Genomic DNA, 25,441 nt, shown 5'->3' on the forward strand with positions numbered 1-25,441 from the left:
TGAGGGATGGCCCACGGCAGATACTATCTAGAACGACACGATGTATTGGCGTGCCGCCGGCCTGCCCGGCACATGCAACTAGATACGTACGGAAGCGGAGAAAAAGTGCACCCGCCCCCGCCCAAGCTGAGCTCTATCAAGTTTATTTTAAGCACGTATTAATCGGCAAACTGCAAGTTTCAGTGCTCCATATTTTTTCTTCCATAGAGCCATGGCTGACTGATATGTTTGTTGAAGAATTCGATAAGCGGACCTGTCCCGCAGGCGAGCACCAGCGTGCCGAGGCCGACGATGCTGCCGCAGGCAAAGCCGATGGTAACGGCGCAGATATCGATGAGCACACGAACCGTGCGGAAGGACATCCTGCCGTTGGTGCGCGCTGCCAGGATCCAGCCGATGGCATCATAAGGCCCCATACCCAGCCGCGAGCTCATGTAGAAGGAACAGGCCAGGCAAGTCAGCAGCACGCCGCTCATCAGCAGCAGTCCCCGCAGCAGCAGCGATGGTTCGCTGAACACGGCCAACGGTGCCAGCAGCGCATACCAGAAGTCTGCGATGATCCCCAGCAGGAACATATTGACCAGGGTCCCCACGCGGATATAACTGCGGTCGAGCCAGAGCACTGGCAGGATGAGCAGCAGATTGAAGATAATCACGCAGGTACCATAGCTAAGGCCGGATACATTGGCATAGCCCAGGTTCATGCAGGAAAACGGATCGTTGCCACACAAACTGAACCGCATGAGGACCACCGAAAATCCCATGGCCACATGCGCGCCAAGAATTGCCGCGATCCTTCTGCGCATAAAAGATTCTTTCGTTTCTTCCCAAGAAGCCGTTTCTGTCATCCCCATAATCATCCTCCTCCAATATTTCTGCCATTATTGTATTCGCTTTGCCAAAAACAGCGCAAGCGATTTGCTCGTTTCGGGCCATTGTTGCAAAGAAATTCTTTACCTTTCAAATTTTATGAAACAATGTTTCGAAAGCAACGAATAATTTTTATCTGTTCATTTTTTTCTACATTTTTGCAGGATTTAGGATTGTTTCATCTAATTCTGTCAGATAGACTGTTTATGTGAATGAATCAGGAAAGGATCGATGTATTTATGAAAAAGATTTATGCCAAGAAAGCCGCTGGCCGCGTACTGCTGGCACTTTCGCTTATGACTGCTTCCGTCTGGAGCACGGCTCCCGCCGTGGATGCCGCCAGCCGTGCCGAGGTAGCAGCGATCCATGTGCAGAAGGCCGCCGACTTCAAGTATTGGAATGACAATTCTCCCACCATCGCCGCACTGACGCAGTTCGTGGAGAATGCTGTGAATCCGGCGAGCAGGGAGTATATTCCGCCAGAAGCCCGCATCGCTACCTTCGATCTCGATGGCACGCTGTACTGCGAGACAGCCCCCTATTATTTCCAGGAGATGATGTTCCTGCACCGTGCCCTGGAGGACAAGGACTATCAGGCGTCCCCGGAAATGAAGGCCGTAGCGGAAAAGGCAAAGCCCTATATCATGAACAAGAAGCCGATTCCCGCTGAGCTCAATGCCCAGATCTCCAAATACACCCATAAGGCCTATATGGGCATGACCCCGGACGAGTACAAGGCTTACGTCAAGAAATTCATGGACACCAACGAAGTCGGCCTTTCAAACCTCAAGCGCGGCGAGGCTTACTACCTGCCGATGGTAGAGGTCGTTTCCTATCTGGAGTCCAACGGCTTCACGGTCTTCCTGAATTCCGCCTGCGAGCGGGAAATCCTGCGCTGCCTGGCCGAAGATGTCCTGCACATCCCCTATTGGCATATGATCGGTTCCAATGTCGCCTACACCACTACTGCGATGAAACCTGGCGAGACGCCGGACAAGCATACCTTCGACAAGACGAAAGACAAGATTGTCCGCACCGATAAGTTCCTCGGCGAGAACGGCAAGACCAGCAAGGCCATCAGCAATATCGTCGAGATCGGCCAGCAGCCCGTGCTGTCCTTCGGCAACTCCTCCGGTGACGTCGGCATGCTCGAATATACGCTCCAGAACAACCGCTACCCGAGCATGGCCTTCTTCGTCCTTTGCGACGATACCGAACGCGAGCTAGGCAATCTGGAAAAAGCCAGCAAGCTCAAGGCCACTGCGGTCAAGAATGGCTGGCATACCATCTCGATGCATGAGGAATTCAAAACCATCTATGGCGACAACGTAAAACGTACCAAATAAAAGCATCCATATAGTATAATGAAGGTGCCCGGCAATTGGCCGGACACCTTTTACTAACTTCAGGAGGGATTTCATTATGAAAGCCGATTGTGCCAACTGTCCATCACATGCCTGCTACACCAAGGGGGTCAACTGCACGGGTATTGACCGTGAAACGATTCTTGCCGCCTACAGCGAGGAAGAACGCCGCATCATGAAAGCTGCGGCGTATGTCGAGGGCACCTTTTACAGCAACATCACGCGCCTGCAGGAAATCGCCGAATTTGCCAAGGCCATGGGCTATACGAAACTCGGCATGGCCTTCTGCATCGGCCTCAATGCCGAGGCCCGCTACATTGCCCGCTACTATGAGCAGCAGGGCTTTGAATTCTTCAGTGTCTGCTGCAAGAATTGCAGCTTCAACAAAAAAGAGCTTGACCTCAAACAGGTCAAGCCCGAGCTGGCACACGAGGCCATGTGCAATCCCAAGTTCCAAGCCAGGCTCCTGGCGGAAAAAGACACGGAGCTTTTCATCTCCTGCGGCCTCTGCGTGGGACACGATGCCATCTTCAACAGCAGCTGCCCCGGCCCCGTCACCACGCTGGCCGTGAAGGACAGGCTGCTGGCCCACAATCCCCTCGGCGCCATTTATTCGCGCTACTGGAAGCGGAAGCTGGGCATCATGGAAGATGGCGAAGTATAAGTCCGGCGCGAAAGCGGCCAGCCATCAGCCTGCCCGCCGCTGCCAAAATCTGACGGACAGCAGCAGCACCATATTGAACGCCAGTATGATCAATAGCAGCAGGGCACCGATTCCGTCGGCAATGATATCCCGATCGGGGACCAGGCCTGTGCTCATGAGATACCATAGATGCACCGCCAGTGTTTCTCCCCCCGCCATGACATCGAAATCAAACCTATGGCGCGATACCGTAGTGCCAGCGGTGAAAATCAGGATGGCCGTCTCGCCCAAAGCCCGGCCGGCCGTGAGGGTGATGCCCGTGAGGATGCCCGGCAGCGCCTTCGGCAGGATCACCCGCGTGATGGTCTGGAGCTTTGTCGCTCCGAGCGCCAGACTCGCCTCCCGGTAGGATTTGGGTACCGTACGGGTGGCCTCCTCCGTGACCCGGACCAGCAGCGGCAGGTTCAGCAAGACCAGCGTCAAAGCGCCGCCCAGGATGCTGAACCCCAGCCCCAGCACGTTGACAAACAGTATCATGCCAAACAAGCCCAGGACAATCGAGGGCACCGTAGCCAGGCTTTCTACGGACAGGCGGATGCACTTCGTCAGCTTCGTTTCTTTGGCATACTCAGCCAGATAGATGCCAGCCCCTAACGCCACAGGGATCGAAAGCCCCAGGGAAAGTGCCAGCATGTAGAACGAGTTGAAAAGCTGCGCCCCCACGCCACCGCCAGCCAGGATATCGCTGGATTTGCCGAGCACAAAGTCCAGCGATAAGACTGGCAGGCCCCGATAGAGGATATAGCCAAGGAACACGGCCAACAAGCCAAGGATGGACAGGCCCGCAAGCCATAAGACCACCACGGCCGCTTGATTCTGCATTCTTGTATCCATCAGGCAAATCTCCTTTGTCCAAACCGCCGTACCAGAAGAATCATCGCCAGCGAAAGCAGCAGCAGGACAAACGCCATCAAGAACAGCGCATTGCCCCAGACCGAACCGAAGGGCGTATTGCCCATCTCTACCACGATGTTGCTGGTAAGGGTCGCCGTCGGTGAAAACAGCGACACCGCCAGCTGGGGTGTGTTGCCAATCAGCATCTGCACCGCCATGGTTTCGCCGATGGCCCTGGCCATAGCCAGCACCACGGCGGTCAGGATGCCTGGTGCCGCGGCGGGCAGGACAACATGCTGCACAGTCTGCCACCAAGTCGCCCCGAGGGCCAGGCTCGCTTCCTCCAGCGATGGATCCACCGCCTGCAGCGCATCGGTGCTGATGGATAATATCGTCGGCAGGATCATGACAGCCAATACCAACGAAGCTGCGAGCAAACCAAAGCCCGTCGCCTGCCCAAAGGTTTCGCGCAGCCATGGCACCAGCACCACCAGACCAGCATAGCCATAGACCACCGAAGGGATGGCTGTATAGAGATCTATCGCCGGCCGCATGATATGCTGGAGCCACGTCGGTGCCACCTTGGCCAGGAAGATCGCCCCCATGAGCCCCAGCGGCGCTCCGATAAGGATGGCCAACGCCGTCGACAAAAAGGAGCCGAGGATGAAAAACAGTGCCCCGTACTTCCCGGACAACGGGTCCCACTGCCCGGAGAAGAAGAATTCCAGCGGGCTGACCTCGGCAAACGTCTGCAGTCCCTGCTTGCCCACCAAAAAGATGATCGCAAAGATCACGATGGACATCACGCAGGCAGCTGCGCCAAAGAACCAGCGCCCGCACGTATCGTAAAACAGTCTGCGCCGATGCCCCTTATCGTTTTTCTTTGCCGCCATCTGACTGGCTGCTGCCTGTTCCATAAATTCCTCCCGCCCCTCACGCTTTTAATTTATTGATAGGGATGAATCCCAGTTTTTCCACCTGCGTGTTCTGGAAGTCATCGCTGAGGATATAGTCGATGAACGCCTTGACCGGACCCTCGGGCTCGCCCTTCGTATACATATGGCCATAGCCATAGATGGGATATCTCCCCTCGATGATATTCTGCGGCGAGTATTCCACGCCGTCAAACTGCAAGACCTTCACGCTATCATCGGCATAAGGCGCATCCACATAGCCGACAGCCCCCGGCGTATTGCTGACAGCTGTCCGTACCGCCCCATTGGAGTCCTGGATGATCGCGTTATCCGTAAAGGACTGCCCCGCCAGTACCACTTCGCTGATGGCCGCCCGGGAGCCAGAGGATTTGGCCCGATGGATCAGCGTGATGGGCCGGTCCTCGCCGCCGACCTCCTTCCAATTGGTGATCTGGCCCGTCAAGATACCGATGGCCTGCTGCCTGGTGAGATTGTCTACCTTATTCTCTTTATCGGTGATAAAGACAAAGGGTTCCACTACGACCTTATGATCCACCAGCCCCTTGTCCTTATAGGCAGCAGGCAGATCCACATCGGAGGTGCCAATCTGTACCGCTCCCTCGGCGGCCTGATTCATTCCTGTGAACGAGCCGCCGCCAGCGACATTGACCGTCACCTGCTTGTGCTTCTCCTGAAAGGCTTCCTGTGCGGGCTTGAGGAGCGGCAGCAGCGCCGTCGACCCCGAAACGGTGACCTTGCCGGCAAGCTCTGCCGTTGTTCCCGCCTTGTCCCCCTCAGACTGGGTGCCGCCACAGCCTGCAAGCAGGACTGCCATGCTCATAGCCACCATTCCTAGCGAAATCATCTGTTTCATTCTGCTGAACATTTTTTCTCCCTCCAACTGATACGATTCCCGAAGGCATATCCTTCGTTCTCCTTTATCCTAGCAGGCTCTCCCTCTCTGATTGTTGTGTCTTTGTTAATTCTTTGTAAAAACATGATATGGCCCCAGCCTTTATGCTAGAATGGACATAACTCAGAAAAAGGAGGCTGACTTCTGATGTTCCACTCCCGCATCACCCGCAGATGCCTGGCATCACTCCTCTTGGCGGCCCTTACAGCGCTGACGATCACAGGCCTATATCTGCTCCATTATTTCCACGCCTATACCATGAAAAAAGAACAGGACGCCCTCGTACTCAATGCCCAGATCATCGAGCAGATGCTTGCGGCACAGGATTTCCAGGACTCCCATAAGTTCCCCCCGCTCTTGCAGCAGCTCAGCAATAACACAGGCCTGCGCATCACGATCCTGCGCGTGGACGGCACGGTGCTCGCGGATACCTCGGAACCAGCCGCAACCCTCGACAACCATTTCCAGCGCCCAGAGGTCCAGCAGGCTTTCGCCCACGAATACGGCACCGCTATCCGTTATAGTGCTACGCTGGGCGAGAACCGCATGTATGTAGCCATCCCCGTATATGCCGAGGGCAGGCTCATGGGAATCATCCGCACCTCGAACTCCCTGGCGGCTGCCGAAGCCTCCTATCGGACACTGGAGCAGGCCCTGATCGCCGCCATCTTCCTGTCTATTGCCATCGCCCTCCTCCTGGCCATCTGGCTGGCCAAACGGCAGGTTGCTCCGCTCAGGCGCCTAAGCCACGATGCCGCCATCATTGCCCATGGCAACTACGGCCATCGCATCACTTGGCATTCGGAGGACGAATTCGGGCAGCTGATCCAGACCATCAACCTGCTGACCGAAAACCTCGGCCGCAGGATTGCCGGGGCACGGGCTGAAGCCGAGAAACTCAGCTTGGTGCTGGAGCAGATGGACAATGCGGTCATGCTCATCGACCAGCAGGGCCATATCACCGACACCAACCGCAAAGCACAGGAACTGTTCGGCCTTGGAAGCCAGCCGCTGAAGTGCCATAGCATCCACCTGCTGGGCAGTGCCGGACTTTCCGAGACCGCCCAGCGTGTAAGCCGCAGACAGCAGCCCGAGACCATCACCTATGTGCACAGATCTGGCCAGCAGGCGACAAACGCCAGCCATACCTTCACGATTTTCCTGACGCCCTTCCCCGGCAGGGATGCCTCCGAGATCCTGGCGGTCTTCCACGATATCTCCCTGCTGCAGGAAATCAACGAGCGCCAGGCGGAGTTCATCAGCAATGCCGCCCATGAGCTCAGTACACCGCTGACATCGATTTCCGGCTTTGCCGAAACCCTTTTGGAGGATGACTGCCGCCAGCCGGAGCTGACGCAGCATTTTGCCCAGGTCATCTATGACCAGGCCCAGCGCATGAACCGCCTGATCCAGGACCTCCTGCAGCTGGCCCGGCTCGAAACCCTCAGCCAGCGCCAGGACCTCTGCCTGACGCCTGTTCCCGTACAGGAGGCCATCTGCGCCGTCCTCTCCCAGCTGGCCCCCTCCTTCCAAGAAAAAAAGCAGACGGTCCTGTTCCCGTCTGCTGAAGATGACTCCTTGAAGGAGCTGCAGGTTGCTGCCATCCCTGAGTTATTCCGCCAGATTCTCCGCAATCTGCTTGAAAACGCCAACAAATATACACCGGCCGGCGGCAGGATCAGCATCGGCCTTGAGGCCACACCCCAAAGGCTGGCCATCCGCATCACCGATAATGGCATCGGCATTGCCCCCGAGCATCTGCCGCGGATCTTTGACCGCTTCTACCGTATCGACAAGGCCCGGGCCCGCAGCACCGGCGGCAACGGCATCGGCCTTTCGCTGGTCCATTACCTGACGGAGCTCTTCCATGGCTCCATCCAAGCCGAAAGCACCTTGGGCCAGGGCACGACCTTCACCCTGCATTTCCCGCCGTTCAATCCCCAGGCTTGACCTGGCCCCGGCTTGCCGGGCAAGCCGGTTTCTTTTGCTGGATGCGCGCTGCCGTTTCCCGGTAGATGACCCATTCGGCGATGTTCACGGCATGGTCGCCGATCCGCTCGAGGAACCGGGCGATGAACAGCAGCTGCGTGATGCGCTTCTGCCGCGCCGCCTCCGTCGTCACGAACTCGGACAACGCATAAAACGCACGCGCGAAGACCTCGTCCATCTTCTTGTCCAGCCTGCGGACCTCATCAGCCAGACAGACATCATGCTCCCGGTAGGCCCGCATCGCCTTGGCCACCATTTCCACCGCGCAGGCTCCCAGCAGCTGCACCCATTTCATCCGCTCACTGTCCAGCGGCACCGTGACGTTCTGGACGGTCTTGGCGATATCGTAGGCATGGTCGCCGATGCGCTCGATATCTGTCGCTATCTTGAAGCCCGCCACAATGACACGCAGATCGTGGGCAATGGGCTGCTGCTTGGCAATCAGCAGGATGCAGCTGTCCTCGATATCGACGATCATATCATCCAGGACATCGTCTGCCTGCATCACTTCACAGGCCAGCTCCGCATCTCCCGCCAGCAGGGCTTCCATGGCCAGCTGCACCTCTGTGCAGGCCTTATCGCCCATCACCGCCACTTTTTCCTGTATGATATCCAGCTCATGGATGTATTCCTTCCGCGTCTGTTCCATATCAGCCAAACCTCCCGGTGATATAATCTTCCGTCTTCCTGTCCTGCGGATTGGTAAAGATCGTATCCGTCACATTATGCTCGATGAGCTTCCCGTTCAGGAAAAATGCCGTATAGTCCGAAACGCGTGCCGCCTGCTGCATATTGTGGGTGACCATCACGATGGTATAGGCCTGCTTGAGTTCCTGGACCAGTTCTTCGATCTTCATGGTCGAGATGGGATCGAGCGCCGAGCAGGGCTCATCCATCAGCAGCACCTCCGGTTCGACGGCCAGTACGCGGGCAATGCAGAGACGCTGCTGCTGACCGCCGGACATCCCCATAGCCGGCGCCTGCAGGCGGTCCTTCACCTCATCCCAGAGGGCTGCCCGCCGCAGGCTGCGCTCCACGATCTCATCCAGCCGCTTTTTATCCTTCAACCCGTGGACACGGCAGCCATAGATGACATTCTCGTAAATGGACAGCGGGAACGGATTGGGCCGCTGGAACACCATGCCCACGCGTTTGCGCAGGGTGACGAGATCCGTATCCTCCGCATAGATATTGACGGCATCAAGCTCGATCCTGCCATCGATACGAACGCCGCCAATCAGATCATTCATGCGGTTCAGCGTCCGCAGGAAGGTCGACTTGCCGCATCCCGATGGGCCGATCAAGGCCACGACACAGTTTTTGGGAATCTCCAGGGACACATCATACAGGGCCTGCTGCTCGCCATAATAGAGATTCAGATTGCTTGTCCTCATTTTCATCTTGGGGCCTCCTCTGTTTTTCGGTTACCCCAAGCATAACAAAAGCGCAACCATGAAATGTTGCGCTTTTGTTATATTCTTGTTAAGAGTCATCAACACCGCGCGAAGCGGTAGCCTACGCCACGGACTGTCTCGATCCGCTCGGAAAGGCCCGGCCTTTCCCCCAGCTTCGCCCGCAGATGGCGGATATGGACATCGACAGTGCGGGTGTCACCATAGTATTCATAGCCCCAGATCCGCTCCAGCAGCTCATCCCGGGAAAAGGCCCTGCCGGGGCTCGTCACCAGAAGTTTCAGCAATTCAAACTCCTTGGGCGTCAAGACGAGTTCTTCCCCCGCCAGCCAGGCCTGATAGGAGGAAAAGTCCAGCCGCAGGCAGTCGATCTGCAAGGTCTCCTCCTGCGGCCCCTCCTGACTGGAGCGGCGCAAGACCGCTTTCACGCGCGCCATCAACTCGCGGACGGAAAAGGGCTTGACCACATAGTCATCCGCCCCTAATTCCAGCCCCAAGACCTTGTCGATTTCCTCGGCCTTTGCCGTCAGCATGATGATGGGAATCCTGGCCGTCCTTTTATCAGCCTTCAGCCGCCTGCACACTTCCAGCCCGTCAAGCCCCGGCAGCATCAGATCCAGCAGGATGAGATCCATGCCCTCCGCCTTTGCCAACGCCTCCTGGCCATCCTCCGCCATCAATGCTTCATAGCCATGCTTTTGCAGCTGGAACGCCAGCAGCTCCCGTATGCTCTGTTCATCGTCTACTGCTAAAACCTTCATCGGCACCACCTCTTGGCATCATTTGCATTCAAACCGGTATTTCTGCTCTGCCTGGGGATATTTCGCATGATCCACCTCGCTCATGAACATGGCTAGCGGCCGGCAGAATATGCCATAGTCCCCATAAAGCGCCTGATACACGCAGTACAGCTCCTCCGTTTCGGTATGGATCACCGGGCAGGCGATAATCTTGTAATCGTTGTGTTTGAAATGCTGCCATATCTCGCCCGCCTGCGGGATTGGCCGCCCATATTGTTTATCCATCGCTTTCCTCCATAATCTTTTTCAGCAATCCTTCCAGTTTTGCCTGGTACTGTATATTATCTTCCACGGAGCGCTTCCGTGGCCCTTTCCAATGGCTTTTACTCGAGGCACGACGTGCCTTCTTCCCCAGATGGCGTTCCATCAGCAGCCGCTCGATATTTTCATTGGTATACTGCCAGCCATTCTGGTGAATAGCATACGCCTTCTTGCCCAAAGCCATGGCTGCCACTCCATAATCCTGCGTAACCACCAAATCGCCAGACCGGCAGCAATTGACCAGTGCAAAGTCCACCGCATCGGCTCCTGCGCCGATTATCTTTACCTCGCTATAAGCAGACTGCAGGATGTGATTGGTATCGCATAGCAAAACCACTGGCACCGAATATTTTGCCGCCACTTCTTCTGTTTCCTTGACCACCGGGCAGGCATCTGCATCGACAAATATTTTCATAGCGAAGCTCCTTGTCTTGGATTTGCCAGGGCCAGCTTTTCTGCGGCGGTGGTGTTGCCGCCCCGCATAGCCAGCACCACCCCGCTGGCAATAAGGGCAAAACCTGGCGCAAAATAGCTGGTGATTGCCTCGCCGAGCAGGAAATGCCCCAGCAGCGTTCCCACCACCGGCTGGAAGAACATGAAAAGGCCGCCGATAGAGGCATCCATATAGGTAAGGCCCTTGCTCCAAAGGACAAAGCCGGCAGTCGTGGAAACCACTCCCACATAGAGCACCGAGCCCCCTATCTCCGGCCGGGCCAGCGCGGCAAGATCCGCTTCAGCAGCCAGCCACCAGAGGCCATAAGGACTCAGCGCCAAAAAGGCAATCAGCACACTGTAAAAAGTCAGGGCAAACACCGAATAGCGGCTCAGCAGCTTGAGCAATATGGACATCAGAGCCCAGGTAACGGCGGCAATACTGAGGTAGAGCCCGCCCAGCAGGCTGCCGCTGCGCATATTATCGGGATCAACCACGATGAGCAGTACCCCAACGGTGGCCAGAACCACCGACAACAAGCGGCTGAGATTGAACCGCTCATGGAGCAGCAGACAGCCAAAGACCACCATGAACGCCGGGGTAGCTGCTGTTATGACAGACCCCATTTGCGCAGAAGTCAGCATAGTGCCGGATTCCTGGGTGACAATCGACAAAGTGTTTCCCGTAAGGGCCGAAAGCAGGAGCAGTTTCCAGTCCTTGCGCTCGATCTTCCACGAGATTTTTTGCTGGTACATGAGAAATACCAAGGGGATAAGCGCCACGCCATACCGCATCCAGACCAAGGCCACAGGCGCAATAACCCCTGTCGTCAGCCGGACGGCGATGAACATGGCGCCCCAGATACTGCCCGCCAGTGACAACAGTACCGAACCGATAAGCAGATTACGCAATAGATTCCTCCTCCTTTGTTCCTCGATTATAACGCGTTGCTGGTATAAAGTAAATCCAGCCCACAGAAACAGCCGGCAGGTTGACCAGTCAATCTGACTAGTCAACCTGCCGGCTTACAGAGAACTGCCACGAGCAGATATCGCGTCAGGCCAGCCAGGCTGTCAGTTTCCCCATGCGCTCCCCATAGGCCACGAACAGATCCCTGAAAGATCCGATATCCTGGCTCATGCCCACAGGGCCGAGATGGATGATTGGCTTGCCATAAGCCTTGCCCCCCGAATAAGTCATCATGCCCTGCACCATCATGAACGTCAGCATTTCCCGGATCGCATTTTCCCCGCCACCGTGGATATACTGCTCCGTGGCAAAGGCTCCGCCCACTTTATAGGCCAGATCCAGCTTGGAGCCTTTCTCCTCGAGCCAGGTTTTCATTTTAGCGGTGACCGAAGCCATATAGGTAGGCGAGCCGAGGATAATAAGGTCTGCCTTTTCGATATATTCCGCATCCGCCTCATCGATATGAAAACAAGCAGGCTGCAGGCCAGCCCTTTGCACGCCTTCGGCGATAAAGGCGGCCGCCTTCTCCGTGGTATGCGTGCGCGAATCATAGAGGATGGCCGCCAACAATGGCACCCCCTCCTCCTGTCCGCTGCAGATTGCCGAGCCGGCAGCAAAAGTATCAAGATACATGGGCCAAACACCAGAGCTATGGCACGCATCCAGGGAACAATGGCACAGATTGAAATACGCTACGCCAAGATTTTTAAGCTCTTTAACGGTTTGACTGACACACGCCTCGCTGGCCCCTGCCAGATGAATGCCGCCAACCACACGAAGGACTTGCTTTCCCGTCCGCTCCTTGACAGCTGCCACCATATTCACAATTCCCCTATGGGAGCATCCTACGACCATGCAGAGGCCATTTCCCTCCTCCAGCAGCAGGCAGATCTCATCGGTAAAGGAATCCGGTTCCTTCGCTGCCCCACGCACGAATTTTTCAGGGATATGCTCAAAGTCCGTCGTTCGCGCAAAACCAGTGAAGAGGGTTGCATGATTGTCCAGCCTTATCATATCCTGGCATTCGCGCTGCTCGATACCCCAGGCAGCCAGATCGTCCGCCGTAAAGCCGCAGCCCTTATACAGGTATTCATCCTTCTCCCGATCATAGGAATACTTCTCCTGCCAGAAATCCGGGCCGGTATAAAGCACCTTGGGTTTTACGTGCGCCAGCAGCGCAGGGAACCCACCCGCATGGTCATAATGGGAGTGGCTCAAGGCGACAAAATCCACGGCAGATAGGTCTACGCCCATCTTCTCCGCATTGCGCCAGGCCGCCCCGGTATGCCCGCAGTCAAAGAGGAACTTGCTCTCCGGGGTCTCGACGTAAAAGGAAAGGCCATGCTCCCCCTCCAGTTCCCAAGGCTTTTCCTCCACCCAATCATCAATCAGGACCCTTAACGTATATTTTGCTTCATATGCCATGACAAATGCCTCCAATGGTAAATCAATATGTAAACATCATAAAGCATACGCCCAAAGCTGTCCAGCTCAGGACTTCTGCCACCCTCCGCGAATATCTTTGCTTTTCTCTTCCCGCTTCATTCCACTCCCTAACATCGCTATGCAGATCCTGCCAAGGGTCCAGGCAAGATTCCTGCCTCAGCTGATTTGACATGTCAAAAAATCAAATCACGGTTGACATCCATCAGCCTATTTGCTAGAATCAATACTCGTATCGGACGGCAAGCAATCGCCTGCTTGCCAGATAAGGTGTCCATAGACACACACCGGAACGGGTTATTCAGGCCAGATAAGATCGCATTCTTATCTGGCCTTATTTTTTTTTCGAAAGGATTTTAAACACATGCTAAAAGGTTATCTTCTGCTCGCCATCGCTATCGCCCTGGAAATTGTTTCCACCTCTATGCTGAAAGCCTCCTGCGGTTTTACCAAACTAATGCCCAGCGTTGCTTTCATAGCGGGAATGGGAACCTGTTTCTACATTTTTTCCAAATCCTTGCTGCTGCTCCCCCTGGGCATTGCCTATGCAATATGGGCTGGCGTCGGCACAGCTCTTACGGCGCTGGTGGCGGTATTTATCTGGCATGAACAGATGGACCTTACCACCGGCTTGGGCATCTTGTTCATCATCATAGGAGTGATCCTGTTAAACATCCGCAGCATCACCAGTTGATAGCGGCACATCATCCCAGCCAGGACGCCCCATAGTGCCCTGAATCGGCAACTCCCTAGACCTCGTCTCCCCGTGCTAAGTTCCCTTAAAGCAGCCTCTTCTTTTATTTCATATTCTCCCACCAGCACGCAAGGTTCTGTTTTTTCCCACGGGCCAGAACGGCCTTCCAGGAAGGTACCGAGGCAGCCCGCAAGGATATTTTAGTAGAGCAGCGTGCCCGCCTGCAGGAACAGCTGGAAACCTTGCAACCCACCATTGAGCGGCTGGATTACAAGATTACCCATTACGATGAAATTCTCAAGTGCTCGGAAAAACTCAAATCTTAATCCCCATATCCCCAAAATGCAGAAAAATGGTGCCAACCGCAAAGTTAGCACCATTTTTCTTTTTGCATCACTCAAAAGCCAGACCATCAAATCAGATTTTTACATCTTCTGCTGAAGCCTTGATTTCCTCACCGCCATTGCCCATGGCACAGCATATCTAACTATTTCGGAAGTTTGGCCTGCTCCTCACGCAACCATTGAAGCCGCTGCTTCTCCCTGTTAATCGCCTGACGTAAAATCAGAGAATGACCATAGTGTTTCGCCTGTTCCGCTTCCCATGCGAACAGAGCTTCCCACCTCGACTCCAAATATTGCAGCTTTTCCTCGTGACGGGCTATTTCCTGAGCAAATAACTCCTTCACCAAAGGATTTCTGGCATCATTCAGTAAATACAGCTTCATGGAAAACTCATCTCTGGTTGGGGGCAGAGCATTTAAAGGCTCACTCAGCCAAGCCGATAATTCCTGTTCTCCTTGAGGCAGGATTTTATAGTAAGTTTTGGTCATTTTCTGTCCCACAGTATCCGCATGGGAAGCAATAAGGCCGCTACTTTGATGCCAGCTACAATCGCCTGAAAAAATAATATCGGAGGTAAGAGCATGAAACTTTTTCAATTGAGAAAACTTATTACCGCTTCACTGTTAACCATGGGGCTGATGACCATAGGCACGGGAGTCAGCCTTGCCCAAAGCAAGGATTTGAGCATTCAAGGTGACCATGGTAAACTTTCCGCTATACTTCAGACTCCTGATGGAGCAAAGGATTACCCACTGGTGATTATCTGCCATGGTTTTACTTCTAACAAGGATACGGAGCTGATACATACGCTTGCCAATAATTTAGAAAAGAATGGCATTGCCAGCCTCCGTTTTGACTTTAACGGCCATGGCAAAAGTGAAGGCCTCTTCCAGGACATGACGGTACTCAATGAAATCGAGGATGCTAAAAAGGTTTATGATTACGCTGCCAAACTCCCCCATGTGACATCCATTTCCCTGGCAGGCCATTCCCAAGGCGGCGTGGTGGCCAGCATGACTGCGGGTATTCTTGGCACCGAAAAAGTCAAAAGCCTGGCTCTAATGGCACCGGCAGCTGTACTGCGAGATGATGCCATTCGCGGGATTTGTATGAATGCTCATTATGACGCTAATAATCTCCCAGAAACTATTCCTCTCTATAACAACCTTCAACTAGGCAAAAATTATGTTCTGACCGCCCAGACGCTCCCAATCTACGAAACAGCAGTCAGGTACCAGGGGCCTGCCTTCATGATTCACGGCACTGGGGATGTCATCGTCCCCTACACTTACAGCCAGCGGTATCACAGAATTTATTTCAATGGCCAGCTAAAGCTTGTTCCCGGAGAAGACCATGGCTTTACCCATGATATCAAAGGTGCTTGCCAAGCAGTAACTGACTACTTTGTTACACAACTAAAAAAATAAAACTACAATGGATACCTATTCAGATACCTTTTATATCATGCAAAAATAAATATTAATAAACATGGGCTGATGCAAAGAATGCTTTGCATCAGCCCACTCATTATGCTTAGTTCTAAAAATGTGCCTGTATGTTCTGATTATCAAAATAAAATGGCGTAGACATATATCATTCCAGACGATGTGCCATATTATAAAACATCATTTTCTCAGGACTGACTGGTCAGCAATTTTCTGCCCCAATCAGACTGACTGTTCCGGTAGAGAAACAAGGCAAAGATACCGCTGAAGAGGCTGGCTATCGGCGGCATCAGCTCTCCGCCCTCATTCTGACTGAAAAGTTCTGCCATATACGGCCCGGCCAATTCCATAAAGAAGAACGCGGCCACTGCCATAACGAACGATGCCCAAAGGATGCGGCGGAAAATGGCCTTGAGCCGTGCCTTCTCCCCTGCCCCATGACAATAACTCAAGGCAGGCTGCAATGAGTCACAAAGGCCGAAGTTCAGCATACCGATGATGCTGTCCACATACATGACGATGGCAAAGGCGGCCACCGCTGAAGTCCCGCCGCATTTGAGCAGGAAAAAATTCAGCATCATTCCTGCATGACAGGCTCGCCCAGGGTCGCAAAGTTCTCACTGGCAAAGAGACCGTTGTTGCTTTCAAGGTAAAATTCCAGCTTGCGCGCATGAAGCCAGTCTACGACACGGCGGCTCTGCTCCGGCGTAAGCAGCTGATTCATGAGATACCGATGCACAAGAGCAGCATCCCCAGCACATCCTCGCCGATAGCCAGTCTTTCCCTTAGCAAGGGGACCAGTGGCGCCCAGGACGCTGCCCCGAAGCCGCCGATAAAGAACAATGCCCGCGTGGCGTGCTGCCGCATTTTCCCTGCTGCATACCGTTCTTTGACTTTTGACCGGTCCATTTTCTCGTTCATGCCATTGCCTCGTTTCGTTCAAATAGTTCCAGATAATCCCCTGCTAAAGCATGGCTGTCACGCCGATAGTCTTCGCAGCAGCCTTACTAGAAAGCCCCGTCTTTTAAAGCTGCGGGCAGGAAATAAATCTATATTATAAAACCCTGACTGCATTTTTCAACAGTCAGGGTCAGCGTTATTTTGCTTTTGTCACTTTCACCGTATCGATCACCTGTCCATCGGGCAGGAAACATTTGACCGTTATCGCTTCGTCCGTCACCTGCATGGTAAGGTAATTGTCCGTTTCGGGCTGGGGCGCCACTACCTCATCCAGCTGATGGTCAATCCATAAGCCGGGATAACGCACATTGCCGGCTACGCCCGTCAATATATAAAGAGGTCCCTTACTATCCCGCTTAAAGCTTTTGATATGTCCCCGGTTGCGGTAGGTATGCAGATGGGCAGTAAAGACAATATCAATGCCCAATTCATCAAACAGCGGCATGAAATTCCTGCCTAAATCCGAAATTCCTTCCTGCCGTTCCGGACGTTTGTGGATGCGGTATTGCAAGACATCCTTATGCACCAGCACGATTTTCCATTTCTTGCGGCTCCTGCCAGCATCTTCCCGCAGCCAGCTCAGCTGCTCTGCCATAAGGCCCGGCTTGAACGCCTCGGTTTCGTCCCACTGGCTGTTGAGCACCATGAAATGCACATCGCCATAGTCAAAGGAATAATAGTAGCGGGAAAAATCCCGGCTGTTGTTTTCCGGCACTACGAAATAATGAAGATAGGCCTCTGGCAGCCGCACCTTCCAATTCTGGTCATAGGTTTCATGATTGCCCATCAAGGGCACAAAGGGAATGCGGTCAATCATGCCATTTACCCCATGGAACCAGGCCTGCCATTGCGTATGGTCTTCGCCATTGTCCACGATATCGCCCATATTGATAAAGAATGCCGCCTGCGGATTGCGCTGGGCAGCATTTTGCGCTAATGCCTCCCAATCGCTATAATCGCTGGACTGGGAATCGGGGAATAGCAGGCATTCAAAATCTCCTGTCCCCGCCGTATGCAACGTATGCCAGCCGCTGGCAGCCGTATCCGTCACCACACGGTACTCATAATCCGTATCGGCCTGCAGTTCCTGCAGGTTCGCCAGATATTGATTGTTCTTCACGCCATCGTCAGTGAAGAAATCCTCCAGCGCAGGAACGAGCTGAGCCTCCGCCTGCCCCTTAACACGGTATTCGATGGCCGGATTTACCAGGACATCCTCCGCCTGCCACATGATGGTCCGGCTATGGGCAGCATCGGCAGTGATAAGCTGCCGCAAAAACTGCGCATCCAAGTCCCCGGTCAGATTGCGGACACTATTAGCCGCCTTGCGGTACCAGGTGCTCTTGGCGAAAAACATGCCACCCGCCAGCAGCGTCAAAGCCCCCAGTCCTCCCGCAATAAAAGTCCTTCTCTTCATCGGCTCCCTCTTTTCCTATAACTTTACGGCAGTTTGTTGTATTCCTGCGCCGCTACAGGTTCGCACCATTCGTTAGAAGTATTCTCGCCCGGCACTTCCACAGCGATATGCTGGAAAGCAGAATCCTTGGCCGCGCCATGCCAATGCTTGACATTCGCGGGGATATGCACGACATCGCCGGTCTTCAGTTCCTGCGCAGGCTTGCCCCATTCCTGATACCAGCCGCGTCCGGCCGTGACCAGGAGCATCTGCCCGCCGCCCTTGTCGGCATGATGGATATGCCAGTGATTGCGGCAGCCCGGCTCAAAGGTCACATTGCCGATGACCACCTGTTCCGTAGAAATCATATGGAGATAGCTCTTGCCGTCAAAATACTGGGCATAGTTGACATTTTCGCTGCCGACGGGGAACATGCTGGTTTCCTTGATGGCTTCCAAATCCATCGTATCGCTTCCTTTGCGCTCTGTATCCTTAGCTGCCGGTTCGTTATAGACCTCTTTTGCCAGATTGAAGGCAGCCCAGGCCTTGGGCCAGCCAGCATAGAAGCCCAGCTGGGTAATGACTTCTGCCATTTCCGCTTTGGTCACACCATTCTTCTTTGCCGACTGCAGATGATATTTGAGTGAGCTGTCCACCATGCCGCTGGCCACCAAGGCCGAAACCGTCACGATACTGCGGTCATGCAAGGAGAGTATGTCATTTTTCGACCAAACCTCGCCAAAGAGGATATCGTCATTATAGCGGGCAAAATCGGGAGCAAACTCACCAAGCTGCTGCCGTCCTGCCGTCTGGGTTACTTTCACTGCGATACGTTTGTTGTTATTTGCCATTGCTGCTGCCTCCACCGTCAAAAAATTCGCTGACATAGCAGTTGCGGCTGCCAGCCCTGCCGCGATGATTCTTTTCTTCATCCTGGTCTCCTTTTCCTGCTTCTTTCACACATCAAGGAACTGTCCCTGACTTCCGTTCTAATCTAGCACTTGAAGCTTACTTCAAGTCAAGCAAAAATTTCATCTGCTTTCATAACGCCGTTGTTCAGCTTCTTCTGCGTTATTTCCTGCTTCTGCCCAAAACGATTCCGCCCAGCACATAAAGTCCCAGCATCCCCGCCAGTAGCAGTACATAGATGCCACCCGGCTGATTGGCCGCCTCTGTCGCAAAGATGTGCTTCATCAGCAGCCGGTCGCCTGCGCGGTTCATGAACGAACCCCATACGCCAGCCACCAGCACAAAAGCGGCCAGTGTGCCAGCCAGCAGCCGTCCGGCCATTTTCGGCAATGACCAGTTTATGCGCTTCTGCCATTGTCTTTTCCAGCCTTGCCAATGCAGGCCCCAATGCAGGCCACTCAAGATCAGCAGCGCATACGGCAGCGAAACATGATATTGATGCAGGGCAATGCTGCGCTGCACGGCCAGCGGCATCACATCTTTGAGCAGATAGTTGGAAATCCCCAGACCGGACAGGATAGTTACCAGCACCCCCAGGATAAGCAAACCATCGATGACCGTTCCCAAAAGCCGCCCGAAGCTCCAGCATCCCTGCCGCAAATTCTTGAGCCAGCTGCGGTTCTGATACAAATGCAGCAGGACCAGCAGCAGCCAGGCCACGCCCAGGATTTCATGCAGCAGTTTGGGAATATAATGGAAACTCATCACCGCAATAAACACCACAGGCAGGCATGTTGTCACCACTAAGCGCCCCGGCACAGTCAATGCGCCTCTGCCGGTGACTTTCAAACACTCGCGTCTATTCATATACACCACTTCCGTAACGAAAAGCTTTTCCCCTTCTCATATGCTGGATAAACTCACTGCATCCCCTGGGGCGCATTTTTCATCCAGACCTGCTCTTTTTTATTGCCACTTTCTGTATTCTGTGCCATTACCCCCACCAGCTTATGCGGGATATAGCATTCTTCCAGATAAGCAATATCTGCTTTTGCAAGCTCCAATTCTACCGCCTTGACCGCGCCATCGATATGATGGCGCTTGGTCGCCCCGGCCACCGGTGCCGTTACCTTCGTCAGCAGCCAGGCCAAAGCGATTTCCGTCATGGATACGCCATACGTATCGGCAAGCTCTGCCACGCGCAGGATGATTTTTTCATCAGCTTCAGCCGTGCCATCGTATTTGAGCTTGGCATAACTATCCTCAGCAAGACGCTTGGACATTTCCCCGGGCCTTCTAGCCAGCCGGCCGCTGGCCAGCGCACTGTAAGGCGTCATGGCAATGTTGTCCTCGGCGCATAATTTTGCCATCTCCCGTTCTTCCTCGCGGAACAACAGATTGTAATGGTTCTGCACCGACACAAACGGAGCAAAACCTTCCTTTGCCGCCAGCGCATTGGCCTTGGCCAGCTGATAGGCATAGCAGTTGGCAATGCCGATATAGCGGACTTTGCCCTCCTTCACCTGCTGCGTAAGACCATCTAAGATATCATAAATATCGGTCTGATAATCCCACATATGGTAGATATACAGATCCACATAATCCATACCCAAATGCTGCAAACTCATATCCAGCTGTTTGGCAATATGTTCCTGACCGGTCACACCAGCTTTGATTTCCTGCGTACTGCGGGGCAGGAATTTTGTCGCGACCACCACCTCGTCCCGCGAGGCATAATCGCGCAGCGCTCTGCCCAGATATTCCTCGCTGGTGCCGTTCTGATAGGCAATGGCCGTATCAAAGAAATTTATCCCCTGCGCCAAGGCATGCTTGATTATCTCCCGGGTGGCAGTTTCGTCCACCGTCCAGCTATGCTGTCCCGCAGCTGCATTGCCAAAACCCATGCAGCCTAAGCAAATGCGGGATACTTCCAAATCCGTGTTACCGAGTTTCGTATATTGCATTGCCACACACCCTCCAACGTTCCATGACTGAGCTCCTAAAGCACCGGCAGCAAGGATTTCCTCCCGCCGTACGGGCCTTTCCTCTGCAAAAATCCTAGGTAGCGGATTCCTGCCTGTGTAAAATGACACTGTGTAACTTTTCTTGTTGCTTGTATTATATAAATAAAATGACACTATGTCAATATTGTTGCCAAAAAATTTGACCGTCATGTCTAACGGTCAAATCTTTGCTGCCCATCAATTACCGTCCGGCACCCAGGTACCCTTGACGCCCTTTACCGCCTCGGCAGCCGTGATGACTTTGTCCCCATTATCAATATCAATCAGCTGATAGCGGTCATTGCCCATGCCCATTTTCTTCATATAGGTCAGCTGACGCATGCTATGGCGTGATTCCATGCGCTCCACCAGGTCATGCCTGCTTTCTTCGGGCAGCGCATAAACACAGTCGACACAGGCCTGGTCAGCGGCCAGGATATCGAGCGATGCCACAATGCCAATATCCGGCGTGACCACAGGCTGGGCCGAGGTTCCCGCACAGTCACAGTCCACACTCATATTGCGCATGACATTGATAAAGGCGATTTTATCCTTGAAGTGGCTGACTACAGCCTGCGTCGACTCAGTCATGCGCTCCATGAATTCCTCGTTATTGACGCCCCATTGGGAGCCCGAGTCCCCGGCATGAATCATCTTCTTGCCGATTTTGCCATCGGCGCAGCCAATGCCCAGATTCTTATTGGAACCGCCAAAGCCGCCCATCGCATGGCCTTTGAAATGCGTCAGCGTCAGCAGCGAATCATATGCCAGCATATTCTTGCCCACGGACATCTCCGTAAACCACTTGCCGTTGGGCACCGGCAACATTGCTGTCCCCTCGGCATCCGTGATATCCACCGTGGTGAAAGCCGTCCAGCCATTGACCTGCAAAGTTTGCCGGTGTTTTTCTGTCGTATCGCGGCCTCCGCCATAATAGGTATTGGTCTCGATGATGGTGCCTGCCGGCAGACGCTTCTGCAAAAGTTCCTTTACCCAGGGGCGCGGAATGATATTCGGGCCCTGCGGCTCGCCGGTATGCAGCTTGATGGCCACTTTGCCGCCCAGATCTTTTTTGACGCGGTCATAGATTTGCAAAAGCCCTGCCGCTGACAAGTCACGGGTAAAGTAAACCACTGACTCTGCCCCCTGCCGTTCCTGATAGGGAACATAACGTTCACCGCCGGTACCGGCCACCTTTTGCTTCCCATCCGGCTTTTTTACTGCCGTATCGGCCGCCAATGTCGCACAGCCCGGCAGCGCTGCGAACGCCACGGCCATACCAGCCAGCTTCACAAAATTCCTGCGCGTCATGTTTCTCTTCATCACTTCATCCTCCCTGCTATATTCTACGGCTTTCTGCTCGATCATATGTATTCCCTTGTTTTTACTCTACTACTTAAAGCTTACTCCAAGTCAAGCCCTTCCCTATATTTTTATCCGCCAGTAATCCTGCACCATTTGCTTAAAATCCTAGCGACCGTAGAAATATTTCGCCACACCGGAATCCGATACCTGCCGCCAAACAGCAAAAAGCGGTTCACAAACCCCAAAGAGTTTGCAAACCGCCTGTCAATAATTGCCGTCCCCACTTATGGAAATGGGGGCAGCTTATACGCGTTATAATTTGCTTAAAATAAACTCTGCCTGTCCCTGCAGCTGATATCTTCCCAAGCCAGCCGGCACAAAGACCGTCCTTCCTTTTGCCACTTTGAGAGACGCATCATTTACGGTAAGCGACAAAGTGCCATCCAGTACCGTCAGGCAATGGAAGGAATCCTCGCCAGCGCACATAGTGCTGTCTCCCTGCAGACTGCCATGATATACTTTGAAATACTTGCATTCCGCCAATAATCTGATATCCATATCCGGGAACAGGTCAATATCCACCGTATTTCCCGACACAGCCTGCGGCACTTCGAGCTTGGTTACCGCCAAAGCTTTATCGATATGCAATTGACGCGGCTTGCCATCTTTGCCTACGCGCCCATAGTCATAGACACGATACGTCAGGTTAGAGCTTTGCTGTACCTCATAGATCAGGATTCCACTGCCAATGGCATGCAGCGTACCTGCCTTGATGAAGAACACATCCCCTTTATGCACGGGGACTTTGTTGCAGACCTCCAGCAGCGTATTATCCGCAATGCGCTGCTCGAATTCTTCTTTGCTGATTTTCTGCTGAAAACCATAGATAAGGCTTGCATCGGGTTCTGCATCGACCACATACCACATTTCCGTCTTGCCCTGCTCGCCTTCTTCCCGCAGCGCATACTCATCGTCCGGATGAACCTGTACCGACAAATCCCCCTTGGCATCGATGAATTTGATCAGCAGCGGGAAATAATCCCTATCCTGCGCCTTGCTTCCGAGCACAGCCTTCCCCGCCCCGGCCAGAAATGCCGCCAGGGTTTCGCCTTTATGCGCACCGCTATCGATTACGCTCAATCCTGCCTCATGGCAGGAAAGTTCCCAGCTTTCTGCCACGATATCCAAATCGGATTCCTTGCCGTATTCGTTCTTCAAACGGTTGCCGCCCCAAAGATAATCCTTCAACGGTGCTTTTAAAAGCATAGGTTCCAACATCAATACATCACTCCATTTTCTAAATTACCTTCAACGAATGCTCACCGAACGGAAATTGCTATAATCGCCACGATGGCGGGCAATCGAATACTCAAATGGGCGGCCATCATCCAAAAAGGCCACCTGTGTGACTTCCAGCAGCGGCAGTACGCCTTCTATCTGCAGCTGCTCGCGTTCTTCATCCGTAGGCATTACAGCGCGCACTGTGCGATGCGCCGATTGAATCTTATAGCCCAAATCCTTCTCGATATAACTGTAAATCGATTTTTCCAGCGTCTGCCGCTTGAGGCCTGCAATCAGCTGGATCGGCATCTGTGTGTATTCCACCACCACAGGCCGGTCATCCAGCAATCTCACTCGGATAATATCATAGACAAAATCATCCACAGCCAATTGCAGTTTAGCTGCCACCTCAGCCGTAGGATGGATGATCTCGAATCGCAAGATTTTCGAAGCGACCTTGCGGCCCTTGAACGTCGCCGCGAAACCAGAAAACTGGTTTGCCATGCTCAGTTCTTTCACATCTTCGTCCTTGAGCGATTTTACAAAAGTTCCCGACCCGCGCCGTTTGACTACCAGTCCCTGTTTAACCAATTCATCGACAGCCCGTTTTATCGTTATGCGGCTAACGCCATATTGCTGGCACATTTCTTTTTCCAGTGCCAGCTGCTCCCCTGGAGTATATTTGCCTTGTTGTATATCCTCTCTAAGTTCTCTGGCGATTGCCTCATACTTTAACACGACTGCCGCCCTCCTTACTTCTATATGCATATATTATATAGCGAAATGCTTAAAAGTACAAACGAGCGCAGATTCGCGGCTTGATTCAGATGTCCCATAATGAGTCATCAAAAACTGAACAGCAAGTTTGTGAAATAGGCAGTACGATGTGCATTATTATCATACGCTTCATTTATCGCTGTACCATTAAATAAATAACCCTGTATTTGGATATTTTTCGTGAAATGATACCAAAGACTGGCCTCAAAACCTTTGCGGCCTGGTTTTTCACTGCCATTGACTACACTGCTCATAATAAGGGCATCCGATCCAAGATACCGGTAGCCTATAGAACCGCCGAATTTTTTATTTCCCCAGGGACTGCCATTATATACCAGCTTAACATCGTAGGCTTTATTCTGATAATGCTGATTGCCATGCGAATAAAAACCGGTCATTTCCAAATTATCCGTCAGGCGCTGGCGTAAATTTACGGCCACTATGCCCAAATGACTGTCACCATAGGCGACTGGTGAATGCAGATTATAGTAGCCTAAGCCTGCCATCGTATCCTTCGTAAAACGATGCTCTACAGACACGCCCCAGACTCGCAGCTTTTGATCCTTGAAACCCGTTTCTGTGCCCCCCGCACCTGTGCCAACGTATTCAAAATCTCCGCAATCCCCATGACGGCGAAACGCATCGGACCAGACCGAGGACATATCCGATACCTTCTCATGCAGATTGCCACCATAGGCTTTTAGCGTACTTTTTCCCACCTGATAGTCTAGTTCCAGGCCTTTTGTTCTGGCATTGCCTACAACTCCATCCTGTAACCCAGGCGTAAACAGCCCCAGCGTAGCTGTCGTGCCCTTAACCAGCGGCCCTTTAGCATACAAGTGATAAATCATATTGGATACTTTTGCCTGGGAAGCTCCGTATGCATCCGAGAATTCTTTCTCACTGTTCCAGCCATCATTGCCTCCCCACTTCGTATCAATACCGGCATGAACATTCCACGTATCATTAACTGCCGCATCTACATTGAGGAACAATTCTTTTTCCCACCAAGTATGCTCATCACTGTTGCCTCTCATGGCTTTTTGGGCAAAAACGCCACTCCATTTTACCCGGTCTGCATTCCTTTCCAGATTGGCGACTTTAACCCCAAGATTCTCAAGTTCCGCACTAAACTCTGCTGATAATTTCTCTAACAACATCTTATCCTTGCCACTGCTATTTTTTGCCCGGGCTCTTGCCACCATCTGCGCCATTTCATACCGGGTAATATTACGGCTGCCCTGAAAGTCTTTATCGCCATAACCTTCAATGATACCATCTGCTGCCAACTGTGCTACAGCATCATAAGCCCAATGATCTGCCGGAACATCTGCGAAAGGATTGGCTGCCGCAAAACAGTTTACTGTCAATCCCATTCCTATGGCAAAAGCCGTTAAAAAACATTTTTCCTTCATATTATTT

The 25,441-nt window shown here is 53.1% G+C and carries 28 protein-coding genes and 1 pseudogene; 5 read left to right on the plus strand and 24 right to left on the minus strand.

The genetic code is table 11. The features are described 5' to 3' along the window. Positions 1-179 precede the first annotated feature (179 nt). The gene (locus BM181_RS12165; protein ID WP_082336303.1) at positions 180-854 is read right to left on the minus strand and encodes a YczE/YyaS/YitT family protein; all 675 of its coding nucleotides are present in this window, start codon (positions 852-854) and stop codon (positions 180-182) included. Between the two features lie 255 nt (positions 855-1,109). On the opposite strand from BM181_RS12165, the gene BM181_RS12170 reads away from it, so the two are divergent. Then, positions 1,110-2,216 carry an HAD family hydrolase gene (locus BM181_RS12170; protein WP_075445321.1) on the plus strand — a complete coding sequence of 369 codons (1,107 nt, stop codon included), beginning with the start codon at positions 1,110-1,112 and terminating at the stop codon, positions 2,214-2,216. A 76-nt stretch (positions 2,217-2,292) separates the two neighbouring features. Beyond that, positions 2,293-2,898 (plus strand): DUF1847 domain-containing protein, encoded by a 606-nt coding sequence (locus BM181_RS12175; RefSeq protein ID WP_075445323.1) that lies wholly within the window; start codon positions 2,293-2,295, stop codon positions 2,896-2,898. A gap of 24 nt (positions 2,899-2,922) precedes the next feature. Here BM181_RS12175 and pstA read toward each other — a convergent pair whose 3' ends face one another. Genes pstA through BM181_RS12190 form a run of 3 tightly spaced genes read right to left on the minus strand, consistent with a single transcriptional unit; the run spans position 2,923 to position 5,571 of the window. Next, on the minus strand, positions 2,923-3,771 hold the full coding sequence (pstA, locus tag BM181_RS12180) for a phosphate ABC transporter permease PstA (protein WP_075445325.1): 849 nt from the start codon (positions 3,769-3,771) through the stop codon (positions 2,923-2,925). Continuing rightward, a complete protein-coding gene (gene pstC / locus BM181_RS12185) occupies positions 3,771-4,688 on the minus strand; it encodes a phosphate ABC transporter permease subunit PstC (protein WP_075445327.1) in 918 nt (305 codons plus the stop codon). The genes pstA and pstC overlap by 1 nt, the downstream gene beginning before the upstream one ends. A gap of 16 nt (positions 4,689-4,704) precedes the next feature. Continuing rightward, complete coding sequence (locus BM181_RS12190; protein WP_075445329.1) at positions 4,705-5,571, minus strand: phosphate ABC transporter substrate-binding protein; 867 nt, start codon at positions 5,569-5,571, stop codon at positions 4,705-4,707. A gap of 174 nt (positions 5,572-5,745) precedes the next feature. On the opposite strand from BM181_RS12190, the gene BM181_RS12195 reads away from it, so the two are divergent. After that, on the plus strand, positions 5,746-7,548 hold the full coding sequence (locus tag BM181_RS12195; protein ID WP_075445331.1) for an ATP-binding protein: 1,803 nt from the start codon (positions 5,746-5,748) through the stop codon (positions 7,546-7,548). Here the strand turns inward: BM181_RS12195 and phoU are convergent. From phoU to BM181_RS15620, 7 genes are all read right to left on the minus strand, one after another. After that, positions 7,532-8,236 carry a phosphate signaling complex protein PhoU gene (gene phoU, locus BM181_RS12200; protein WP_075428211.1) on the minus strand — a complete coding sequence of 235 codons (705 nt, stop codon included), beginning with the start codon at positions 8,234-8,236 and terminating at the stop codon, positions 7,532-7,534. The genes BM181_RS12195 and phoU overlap by 17 nt on opposite strands. 1 nt (position 8,237) lies before the next feature. Continuing rightward, on the minus strand, positions 8,238-8,987 hold the full coding sequence (gene pstB, locus BM181_RS12205) for a phosphate ABC transporter ATP-binding protein PstB (RefSeq protein WP_075445333.1): 750 nt from the start codon (positions 8,985-8,987) through the stop codon (positions 8,238-8,240). A 92-nt stretch (positions 8,988-9,079) separates the two neighbouring features. Continuing rightward, the gene (locus BM181_RS12210) at positions 9,080-9,760 is read right to left on the minus strand and encodes a winged helix-turn-helix domain-containing protein (RefSeq protein ID WP_075428213.1); all 681 of its coding nucleotides are present in this window, start codon (positions 9,758-9,760) and stop codon (positions 9,080-9,082) included. Positions 9,761-9,778: 18 nt separating this feature from the next. Continuing rightward, positions 9,779-10,024, minus strand: coding sequence for a DUF1653 domain-containing protein (locus BM181_RS12215; RefSeq protein ID WP_074514564.1), 246 nt, complete (start codon positions 10,022-10,024; stop codon positions 9,779-9,781). Then, positions 10,017-10,475, minus strand: a complete 459-nt coding sequence (locus BM181_RS12220; RefSeq protein ID WP_075445335.1) for a YaiI/YqxD family protein — start codon at positions 10,473-10,475, stop codon at positions 10,017-10,019. The genes BM181_RS12215 and BM181_RS12220 overlap by 8 nt, the downstream gene beginning before the upstream one ends. Next, positions 10,472-11,404: a DMT family transporter gene (locus tag BM181_RS12225; protein ID WP_075445337.1), complete on the minus strand. Its 933-nt coding sequence runs from the start codon at positions 11,402-11,404 to the stop codon at positions 10,472-10,474. The genes BM181_RS12220 and BM181_RS12225 overlap by 4 nt, the downstream gene beginning before the upstream one ends. A gap of 145 nt (positions 11,405-11,549) precedes the next feature. Continuing rightward, the gene (locus BM181_RS15620; RefSeq protein WP_256211378.1) at positions 11,550-12,887 is read right to left on the minus strand and encodes an MBL fold metallo-hydrolase; all 1,338 of its coding nucleotides are present in this window, start codon (positions 12,885-12,887) and stop codon (positions 11,550-11,552) included. A 382-nt stretch (positions 12,888-13,269) separates the two neighbouring features. Here BM181_RS15620 and BM181_RS12240 point away from each other — a divergent pair, with 382 nt between their 5' ends. Then, the gene (locus tag BM181_RS12240; protein WP_075428215.1) at positions 13,270-13,599 is read left to right on the plus strand and encodes a DMT family transporter; all 330 of its coding nucleotides are present in this window, start codon (positions 13,270-13,272) and stop codon (positions 13,597-13,599) included. Between the two features lie 200 nt (positions 13,600-13,799). Here the strand turns inward: BM181_RS12240 and BM181_RS15320 are convergent, their stop codons facing one another. After that, complete coding sequence (locus BM181_RS15320; RefSeq protein WP_177207209.1) at positions 13,800-14,000, minus strand: hypothetical protein; 201 nt, start codon at positions 13,998-14,000, stop codon at positions 13,800-13,802. Between the two features lie 86 nt (positions 14,001-14,086). Further along, positions 14,087-14,539, minus strand: a complete 453-nt coding sequence (locus BM181_RS12250) for a virulence activator alpha C-terminal domain-containing protein (protein WP_082336304.1) — start codon at positions 14,537-14,539, stop codon at positions 14,087-14,089. Here BM181_RS12250 and BM181_RS12255 point away from each other — a divergent pair. After that, on the plus strand, positions 14,525-15,370 hold the full coding sequence (locus BM181_RS12255; RefSeq protein ID WP_075445339.1) for an alpha/beta hydrolase: 846 nt from the start codon (positions 14,525-14,527) through the stop codon (positions 15,368-15,370). The two genes, BM181_RS12250 and BM181_RS12255, sit on opposite strands and share 15 nt — an antisense overlap. Positions 15,371-15,576: 206 nt before the next feature. Here the strand turns inward: BM181_RS12255 and BM181_RS12260 are convergent, their stop codons facing one another. The 11 genes and pseudogenes from BM181_RS12260 to BM181_RS12305 all read right to left on the minus strand — a co-directional run bounded on the left by BM181_RS12260 (position 15,577) and on the right by BM181_RS12305 (position 25,434). After that, positions 15,577-15,969 carry an MATE family efflux transporter gene (locus tag BM181_RS12260; protein WP_075445341.1) on the minus strand — a complete coding sequence of 131 codons (393 nt, stop codon included), beginning with the start codon at positions 15,967-15,969 and terminating at the stop codon, positions 15,577-15,579. Then, the gene (locus BM181_RS15180) at positions 15,966-16,127 is read right to left on the minus strand and encodes a hypothetical protein (protein ID WP_218150121.1); all 162 of its coding nucleotides are present in this window, start codon (positions 16,125-16,127) and stop codon (positions 15,966-15,968) included. Before BM181_RS15180 ends, BM181_RS12260 begins: the two co-directional genes overlap by 4 nt. Continuing rightward, positions 16,115-16,297: pseudogene (locus BM181_RS12265) on the minus strand (MFS transporter); the annotation flags it as partial. The pseudogene BM181_RS12265 and the gene BM181_RS15180, both read right to left, overlap by 13 nt. 187 nt (positions 16,298-16,484) lie before the next feature. After that, positions 16,485-17,765, minus strand: coding sequence for a purple acid phosphatase family protein (locus BM181_RS12270; protein ID WP_075445345.1), 1,281 nt, complete (start codon positions 17,763-17,765; stop codon positions 16,485-16,487). Between the two features lie 23 nt (positions 17,766-17,788). Then, a complete protein-coding gene (locus BM181_RS12275; protein ID WP_082336305.1) occupies positions 17,789-18,676 on the minus strand; it encodes a carboxymuconolactone decarboxylase family protein in 888 nt (295 codons plus the stop codon). A gap of 139 nt (positions 18,677-18,815) precedes the next feature. Next, entirely contained in the window at positions 18,816-19,520 is a 705-nt protein-coding gene (locus BM181_RS12280; protein WP_075445346.1) for a hypothetical protein, read from the minus strand. A gap of 53 nt (positions 19,521-19,573) precedes the next feature. Continuing rightward, complete coding sequence (locus tag BM181_RS12285) at positions 19,574-20,617, minus strand: aldo/keto reductase (RefSeq protein ID WP_075445348.1); 1,044 nt, start codon at positions 20,615-20,617, stop codon at positions 19,574-19,576. Between the two features lie 237 nt (positions 20,618-20,854). Then, positions 20,855-21,979 carry a DUF362 domain-containing protein gene (locus tag BM181_RS12290; RefSeq protein WP_075445378.1) on the minus strand — a complete coding sequence of 375 codons (1,125 nt, stop codon included), beginning with the start codon at positions 21,977-21,979 and terminating at the stop codon, positions 20,855-20,857. A gap of 294 nt (positions 21,980-22,273) precedes the next feature. Further along, positions 22,274-23,239, minus strand: coding sequence for a type I phosphomannose isomerase catalytic subunit (locus BM181_RS12295; protein ID WP_075445350.1), 966 nt, complete (start codon positions 23,237-23,239; stop codon positions 22,274-22,276). A 30-nt stretch (positions 23,240-23,269) separates the two neighbouring features. After that, entirely contained in the window at positions 23,270-23,980 is a 711-nt protein-coding gene (locus BM181_RS12300; protein ID WP_075445352.1) for a GntR family transcriptional regulator, read from the minus strand. 107 nt (positions 23,981-24,087) lie between these two features. Beyond that, positions 24,088-25,434, minus strand: coding sequence for an S-layer homology domain-containing protein (locus BM181_RS12305; RefSeq protein WP_075445354.1), 1,347 nt, complete (start codon positions 25,432-25,434; stop codon positions 24,088-24,090). Positions 25,435-25,441: the final 7 nt, after the last annotated feature.

The organism is Pseudoselenomonas ruminantium (assembly GCF_900113715.1).
GTDB classification, from domain to species: Bacteria; Bacillota; Negativicutes; order Selenomonadales; family Selenomonadaceae; genus Selenomonas_A; species Selenomonas_A caprae.